The 7,387-nt window shown below is 62.4% G+C and carries 8 protein-coding genes; 4 read left to right on the forward strand and 4 right to left on the reverse strand.

The annotated features are described in order from the left end of the window. The 4 genes from AAC083_RS00850 to AAC083_RS00865 all read left to right on the forward strand — a co-directional run. A partial coding sequence (locus AAC083_RS00850) for a sodium-dependent bicarbonate transport family permease (RefSeq protein WP_181364875.1) occupies positions 1–266 on the forward strand: 266 nt, incomplete at its 5' end. Positions 267–270: 4 nt separating this feature from the next. Continuing rightward, the gene (locus AAC083_RS00855; RefSeq protein ID WP_042013288.1) at positions 271–573 is read left to right on the forward strand and encodes a P-II family nitrogen regulator; all 303 of its coding nucleotides are present in this window, start codon (positions 271–273) and stop codon (positions 571–573) included. A 63-nt stretch (positions 574–636) separates the two neighbouring features. Then, complete coding sequence (gene purE / locus AAC083_RS00860; protein ID WP_108537833.1) at positions 637–1,146, forward strand: 5-(carboxyamino)imidazole ribonucleotide mutase; 510 nt, start codon at positions 637–639, stop codon at positions 1,144–1,146. Further along, positions 1,143–2,267 carry a 5-(carboxyamino)imidazole ribonucleotide synthase gene (locus AAC083_RS00865; RefSeq protein WP_108537834.1) on the forward strand — a complete coding sequence of 375 codons (1,125 nt, stop codon included), beginning with the start codon at positions 1,143–1,145 and terminating at the stop codon, positions 2,265–2,267. The genes purE and AAC083_RS00865 overlap by 4 nt, the downstream gene beginning before the upstream one ends. Before the next feature lie 73 nt (positions 2,268–2,340). Here AAC083_RS00865 and AAC083_RS00870 read toward each other — a convergent pair whose 3' ends face one another. From AAC083_RS00870 to AAC083_RS00885, 4 genes are all read right to left on the reverse strand, one after another. Then, positions 2,341–3,531: an L-lactate MFS transporter gene (locus tag AAC083_RS00870; protein WP_181364876.1), complete on the reverse strand. Its 1,191-nt coding sequence runs from the start codon at positions 3,529–3,531 to the stop codon at positions 2,341–2,343. A gap of 109 nt (positions 3,532–3,640) precedes the next feature. After that, positions 3,641–4,384, reverse strand: coding sequence for a LytR/AlgR family response regulator transcription factor (locus AAC083_RS00875; RefSeq protein ID WP_042036242.1), 744 nt, complete (start codon positions 4,382–4,384; stop codon positions 3,641–3,643). 46 nt (positions 4,385–4,430) lie between these two features. Next, positions 4,431–6,104, reverse strand: coding sequence for a sensor histidine kinase (locus tag AAC083_RS00880; protein ID WP_181364877.1), 1,674 nt, complete (start codon positions 6,102–6,104; stop codon positions 4,431–4,433). Positions 6,105–6,336: 232 nt separating this feature from the next. Further along, the coding region (locus AAC083_RS00885; protein ID WP_181364879.1) for an MFS transporter at positions 6,337–7,387 on the reverse strand (1,051 nt) is incomplete at its 5' end.

A 7,387-nucleotide genomic window follows, 5' to 3' on the forward strand; every position in this document is an offset into this window, starting at 1 on the left:
GCTTCGCGCTGTTGATGCCGCTCGCTTCAGCGGGACTGGGATTGGCAGCTGGCCAGCTGATGGGGCTCTCCCTCGGCGGCCTGACCCTGCTGGCCACCCTGGCGGCCAGCGCCTCCTATATCGCCGTGCCGGCCACCATGCGTATCGCCCTGCCACAAGCCAACCCGGGGTTGTCCCTCAGCGCCGTGCTGGGGGTCACCTTCCCGTTCAACATCATGCTGGGGATCCCGCTCTACCACAGCTGGGCCCGCCACTTCACGGAGTAGCCACATGCAGACCGAGACACGCACCCTGCTAACCGTTATCACGGAAGCAAATCTGGAGCCTACCCTGCTGCGCACCCTCACCCGCGAGGGGCTGCGCGGCTACACCATCACCGATGCCCGCGGCCGGGGTGATCATGGCGAGCGCAACGCCAGCTGGAGCGAGAGCGGCAACATCCGGCTGGAGGCGATCTGCAGCCGTGAGCAGGCGGAGCGGCTGCTGGCCCACCTGCAGAGTCGCTACTACCCCGACTACGCCATGATCGCCTTTCTGCAACCGGTCGACATCGTGCGACCCGAGAAATTCTGAGCCGGCTTGCCGGCTCTTTTTGTTTACCAAAAGCAAACGTTTAACAGCAAGGAACCAACAAACATGAACACCCCTCCCCTGATTGGCCTGGTGATGGGCTCCGACTCCGACTGGCCCGTGATGCAGGCCGCAGCCCGCATCCTCAAGGAGCACGGTGTGCCCTACGAGGCGCGCGTGGTGTCTGCCCATCGCACGCCGGATCTGCTGTTCGAATATGCCGCCAGTGCCCGCGAACGCGGTCTGCGTGCCATCATCGCCGGGGCCGGTGGCGCCGCCCACCTGCCGGGTATGGTCGCCGCCAAGACCACGCTGCCAGTGCTGGGCGTCCCCGTTCCCTCGCGTCAGCTCAAGGGGATGGACTCGCTGCTCTCCATTGTGCAGATGCCCAAAGGGGTGCCGGTCGCTACCTTCGCCATCGGCGAGGCGGGGGCAGCCAACGCCGGACTGTTCGCGGTCTCCCTGCTGTCGGTCGCCCGGGACGAGGAGGCTCCCCGCTACCAGCAACAGCTCGACGACTTCCGTGCCAACGAGCGTGACCGGGTGCTGGCGCTGCAACTGGAGGAGCCGACATGATAGTGCCACCCGCCACCCTCGGTATGCTCGGCGGCGGCCAGCTTGGCCGCTACTTCGTGATGGCCGCCCACCGCCTCGGCTACAAGATGGTGGTACTGGATCCCGACCCGGCCAGCATCGCCGGTGCCGCCGCCGATCACCATATTGTCGCCTCCTATGACGACCAAACGGCCCTGCACGATCTGGCCAGCCGCTGCGCCGCCATCACTTGCGAGTTCGAGAACGTACCCGCCGCCACCCTCGCACTGCTGGAGCAACGCAAGCCGGTGCGGCCAGCCGCCAGCGCAGTGCGTATCTGTCAGGATCGCCGCGAGGAGAAAGCTTTTCTGCACGGAGCAGACATCCCGGTTGCCCCCTATCTGGCGCTGCTGGCGGAAGATACCATCCCCGCACAGGCCAGCGAACTCTTCCCCGCCATCCTCAAGACTGCCCGCGAGGGGTATGACGGCAAGGGGCAGTGGCAGGTAAACAATCTGGACGAACTGGCGACGGCGCGGGCAGGCAGTGGCGTGCCCTGCGTGCTGGAAAAGCGGCTGGCGCTGGAGGGGGAATTTGCCCTGACCCTGGCCCGCAGCCCAAGCGGCGCCATCAGCGCCCTGCCACTGGTGCAGAACTGGCACAGCGGCGGCATTCTCGACCAGACTCGCTCACCGGCCAATGCGCCGGCGCTGGAGAGTGAGGCCAAGCGCATTGCCGAACATCTCATCGCCGCCCTCGACTACGTGGGGGTACTGACGGTGGAGTTCTTCCTGGTGGGCGGCCAGCTGTTGGTCAACGAGATGGCGCCCCGCCCTCACAACTCGGGCCACCCCAGCCTCGACAACGCTGAATGCAGCCAGTTCGAGTTGCAGGTACGCGCCCTCTGCGATCTGCCGCTGCCAGAGCAGATCGCTGTGCGGCCCGCCCTGTTAATCAACCTGCTGGGAGATCTCTGGAAAAACGGCACGCCAGACTGGGCCGCCCTGCTGGCACAGCCCGGTCTGCATCTGCACCTCTATGACAAGGGCAACCCCCGCCCCGGCCGCAAGATGGGCCACATCACCATCACAGGTGATAACTGGTCAACGGTGGGGGATACCTGCCGTCAGGCCCGTCTGTTGCTGGGGCTAGCGCCACACTGATCGACCATCCGAAATGCAAAGACCCGGGCATGGCCCGGGTCTTTGTTATTGCTTGCTGTGGCAGTGAGGGTAATCAGGCCCGCACCACCGATACCGGCGCCGGCAAACGGATGGTCAGGGAGAGCACCAGCGCCACCACCAGCAACACCAGGATCAGGTTGAAGGTCGCCATAAAGCCACCAAACAGGAAGGCCACGATGGAGCCGATGATGCTGCCCAGACCAAAACCCAGATAGATGACGCCGTAGTTCTTGGTCAGGTTGTTGAGACCGAAGAAGTCACTCACCAGTGAGGGATAGACGGTGATGGTGCCACCGAAGCTGAAAGCCACACAGGCTACCGCCACGAAGAAGAGGTTGGCATTAAGCGGCACGAACAACAGCAATCCCATGCCACAAAGCATGATCAGCTGGGCGATGGTGATGACCCGGATGCGGGAGATCTTGTCAGAGAGGATACCCAGCACCAGTCGCCCCCCCAGGTTGGCCATGGCGATCACCGCGACCGCATTGACAGCCACTGCAGCCGACAGACCCACCATGTTCTCGCCGATATCCTTGGCCACGCCGATGACATAGAGGCCGCTCATGCAAGCGGTGAGAAACATCAGCGCCAGCATCCAGTACTGCGGCTTGCGCATCGCTTCGGCCAGGGTGAAATCACGGCGCTCGGTCTGCTGCGCCGAAGCGGCCTGCTGGGGTGCATCCTTCATCAGCATGCCACCCACCAGCACCATGGACATGGTGATCAGCCCCCACAGCTGGAAGGTGGCCTCAAGGCCGGAGCTGGAGAGCAGCAGCAGGTTGATATATTTGAAGCCGAGACTACCGAGGCCATAGGCACCGATGGAGCAAGCGGAGATGAGCCCTTTGCGCTCCGGGAACCACTTCACGCAGTTGGAGAGGGTCATCAGATAGCCGGTACCGTTGGCAAAACCGACCAGAATGCCCGCGCAGAGATAGAGCATCGCCAGATTGCTGGCATGGGCGGTGAGGAAAAGGCCAATGCCGAGCAGCACGCCGGCCCCCAGGGTAACGTTGCGCACCCCGAACCGCTCCTGCAGCTTGCCCGCCATGCAGGAGGCCACCGCCAGAGAGAGGCTGAGCAGGCCAAAGGCGAAGGCCACCTGACTCACCGGCTCGTCCAGCTTGTCGGAGAGCTGGGCGTTGAACAGGCTCCAGGTGTAGACAGAACCCAGTGCGAACTGGGTGATGATGGTACCGATCAGTGTCAGGTACCGGGTGCGGTTCAGATCGATGGTCATGATGCGTCTCGGTCGATGGCCTTCAGGAAAGTGAGGCCACTATAGGCAAGACGCTGCTCGCGCCGACCGATTAAGGCATGAAATGCAGATCGGCGGGAATGAATGACAATCAGAGCCGCATCAGCTGACGGAACGCCTTGATGTTGCTGCGGCTCACCGGCACCTCGAACGGCAGATCATGGAGCCGGATGAGATAGGTGCTGTTAAACCAGGGCACTATCTCGCGGATCTTGTTGATGTTGACGCAGTAGGAACGGTGACAGCGGAAGAACCCCTCGGCAGGCAAGCGGCTGACAAACTCGCTGATGGTCATGGTCATCACATAGCGATCGGTGCGGGTGTAGACATAGGTGAGCTTCTCGTCCGCCTCGGCGTAGTAAATCTGCTCGCAGGGGGTGACTATGATGCGCTCCCCCTTCACCAGATTGACGGTGCGATTCTGCGGGCTGATCACGTCGCCGCTCGCCTCCCCCGTAGTGGCCGGCTGCGACTTGCCCGCATGCTCGAGCTTTTGCAGCAGATTGATGATGCGCGGCTCGTTGTAGGGCTTGAGGATGTAGTCGAACGCCTCTAGCTCGAACGCCTCCACCGCAAACTCCTTGTAGGCGGTGACGAAGACGATGTGGGGCGGGTGACTCGATTTGTGCAGGTTCTTGGCCAGCAGCAGGCCGTCGATGGAGGGGATCTGGATATCCAGAAACACCACATCCACCTCGTGATCCTGCAGGTATTTGAACGCCTCCAGCCCATCCTCGAAGCTCGCCACTATCTCGATGGTGCTGTGCTGATTCACCAGATAGATGAGCTCCTCGCGAGCCAGATATTCGTCTTCGACAATAATGGCTTTCAGCATGACAACACCTCTCGCGGCACACACTTATCCCCAACCATGATGGCACTCAGCATGGCATCGACTCCTGATCCGGCAGATAAAAACAGACTTCGGTACCCGGCTCCAGCCGCTTGAGCTGCAGGCCGTCGCCATAGAGCAGTTTGACCCGCTGATGCACGTTCATCAGGCCGATGCTGCGGCTCTCTACCCGACCGGCGGCCACCCCGTCGATCACTGCCTGACTGATGCCATAGCCGGTATCCCGCACCGATACCCGGATGCCCCCCGCCAGCTGTTTCACCTCGATGGTGACCCGACCCGGCGCACTGCGAGGCTGGATGCCGTGCAGGATGGCGTTTTCCACCAGCGGCTGCAACAGCAGGCTCGGCACCTGGATGTGGACATCGTCCACCTCGAACACCACCTCCAGCTTGTCGCCGAAGCGGGCCTGCTCGATGGCCACATAGTCGCGCACCTGCTGCAGCTCCTCCTGAATGTCGATGAGCTCATCCCCCTTGTTGAGGTTGTAGCGCAGGTAATCCGCCAGATTGGCGATCAGCTGGCGTGCCTGCTGGGGCCGGATGCGGATGAGCGACGAGATGGCATTGAGGGCATTGAACAGGAAGTGCGGGTTGATCTTGCTCTGCAGCGCGGTGAACTCCGCCTTGCGGGTCATCTCCTTGAGTTGCTCGATACGTGACACCTCCATCTGGGTGGAGATGAGCTGGGAGAGACCCACCGCCATCTCCCGCAGCGAGCTGGTGATGCTGTGGGTGCGGCGATAGTAGATCTTGAGGGTGCCGCTCACCGCGCCGTTTTCCCGCAGCGGAATAATGATGACCGAGTGGAAATCGGATAGGTGATACTGGCGCAGATCGTTGTTGATGATGATCTGGTCGAGCAGCACCGCCTGCTGGGTCATGCCGCTGATGGCGTGGTGCTCGTCCAGCTCGTAATAGTCCTTGCCCACCCCCACATAGGCCAGCACATCATGGGTATCTGTGATGGCCACCGCATCGGCGCTGATATCGCGCCGGATCACCTCGCACACCTGACTGAGAGAGTGGCGATCGATGTTCTGGAAGAAGGGCAACGTCTTGTTGGCGATATCCAGCGCCAGCTTGGCCTGCTTGGCGGCAATCAGCTCCTTCTCGTCATCCAGATCCTGCACCAGCTTGATGATGAGGCCGATGCAGAGCGCCCCGGCGATCATCGGATAGGCGATGTGGTTGACGATCTCCACCCCTACCCCGTGGGGCTCGGTCAGTAGCAGGATCAGCAGCATGGTCAACCCTTCGCACAACATCCCCGCCAGAATGCCGTAAAGCCAGAGTCGCGACTTGCGACAGCGCAGGTGCAACCAGGTAGCCAGCAGGCCGGCGATAATGCTGGCGATGAGGCAAGGGATCGAGGTGTGACCATCCATATCGATGAGGTAGCGGTGTAGCCCGGAGATGACCCCGGCCGGAATGCCGACCCAGGGGCCAAACAGGATACCGCCCGAGATGATGGCGATGATCCGCACGTTGATCAGCGCACCCTCCACCGGAATGCCGGTGTAGGTACTGTATACGGCGAACAGGCAGAAGATGGATGCCACCAGCACCAGCTCGGCCGGAGTGTGATCCCGCTTCTGGAACAACCGCTGGAACGGCCTTGTGCGGGTCAGAAAGAACAGGGTCATCAGCATCAGCGCCGCCCGTTCGAATACCGCCAACAACATCATCTGATTTTCGAGCATGAATACCTCAGGAGCCGCCAGGGCAGGCTGCTTACTATAGGGATGAGGGGGCTGGATGCCGCTGACCGGGATCAAGAGGAAGCCAAATCACGTCATGAGGAAATGAACAGGCCCCGCTCCTGGGAGCGGGGCCTGTCATCATGCTGGGCTCTAGATCTGACTTGATCGTTGACGGTAACGGGGCGACCACGCCCCCGATAGTCATCCATCTCGGCCGGGCCATAGTAGCCGGTTAGCCGGCAGCGTGATAGTGCTCGACCCGGACCTCGTGGCACAGGGCGCGGATCTGCGCTTGAAGCTGCTGCTCCTCGTCGGTGACCCGTTCATGCTGGCGCAGGTGATCGAGCCAGGTGGGAAGCACGAAGGTCTCGATGAAGCCGTCCCCTTCCTGATCGCGAAACAGGTGCCACTCCAGACCACCATCGCGATGACGGGTCTCGCCAAGCTGTCGCAGCAAGACCTTGAAGGGGGCCTCCTGCCCGCTCATCACTCGGTAGCGCACATGGATCATCACGGGACCAGTCTGCTGCTGGGCAGGATCGACGGGATCCGGCTCTGGCCAGTGACGGCTCGGAGTCAAGGAACGATCTCCCCCATCCAGCCGCACCCGGGTGGTGAAGGGCAGCAGCAGCAGTATGCCGGAGGCTGCGGTCAGCAGGGTGCCGGTCACGCCGACGTGGCTGGCTACCAGTCCCCAGCTGATGGAACCGAGGGCCATAGCACCGGAGAAGACGGTCAGGTAAAGGGAGAGACCGCGGGCACGAACCCAGTCGGGCAGAGCCCCTTGAGCGGCGATCACCAGGCTCGAGAGAGTGGCAATCCAGCTGGCGCCCGCCAGCAGCCCGGCCAGCAGGGCCAACGATGCGGATCTGGAGGTAGCCAGCACCAGCAGCACTAGCGCGGTACCGACGGATCCCAGCATTACTATGTGATGGCCCGATAGGCGGCGGCGCAACCGAGGCAGCAAAAGGGCACCCAGTACAGCACCGATGCCGACGCAGGCGGTAAGGGTGCCGTAGAGGGTGGCATCCCCCTTGAGTTGCAGGCGCACCACCAGTGGCAACATAGCCCAGTAGGCGCTGGCAAACAGGAAGAAGGCGGCGGAACGCAGCAGCACCCCGATCAGGGCTGGGCTGCGGCGGGCGTAGCGCAACCCCGTCACCATGGCGGGCAACACCCGCTCGGCCGGCAGCCTCTGGTGTGCGTCCGTTTCACCACGCCACCACCAGAGCGCCGCCAGTATGGCCAGGAAACTTATCCCATTGAGCAGGAAGGGTATAGCC

The organism is Aeromonas sp. HMWF014 (assembly GCF_963878295.1).
GTDB lineage: Bacteria > Pseudomonadota > Gammaproteobacteria > Enterobacterales > Aeromonadaceae > Aeromonas > Aeromonas popoffii.

Bases quoted from the DNA above. Each gene is read 5' to 3' on its own strand.
- AAC083_RS00875 (WP_042036242.1), bottom strand. From the start codon at position 4,384: ATGCTGAAAGCCATTATTGTCGAAGACGAATATCTGGCTCGCGAGGAG.
- AAC083_RS00870 (WP_181364876.1), bottom strand. From the start codon at position 3,531: ATGACCATCGATCTGAACCGCACCCGGTACCTGACACTGATCGGTACC.
- purE (WP_108537833.1), top strand. From the start codon at position 637: ATGAACACCCCTCCCCTGATTGGCCTGGTGATGGGCTCCGACTCCGAC.
- AAC083_RS00865 (WP_108537834.1), top strand. From the start codon at position 1,143: ATGATAGTGCCACCCGCCACCCTCGGTATGCTCGGCGGCGGCCAGCTT.
- AAC083_RS00855 (WP_042013288.1), top strand. From the start codon at position 271: ATGCAGACCGAGACACGCACCCTGCTAACCGTTATCACGGAAGCAAAT.
- AAC083_RS00880 (WP_181364877.1), bottom strand. From the start codon at position 6,104: ATGCTCGAAAATCAGATGATGTTGTTGGCGGTATTCGAACGGGCGGCG.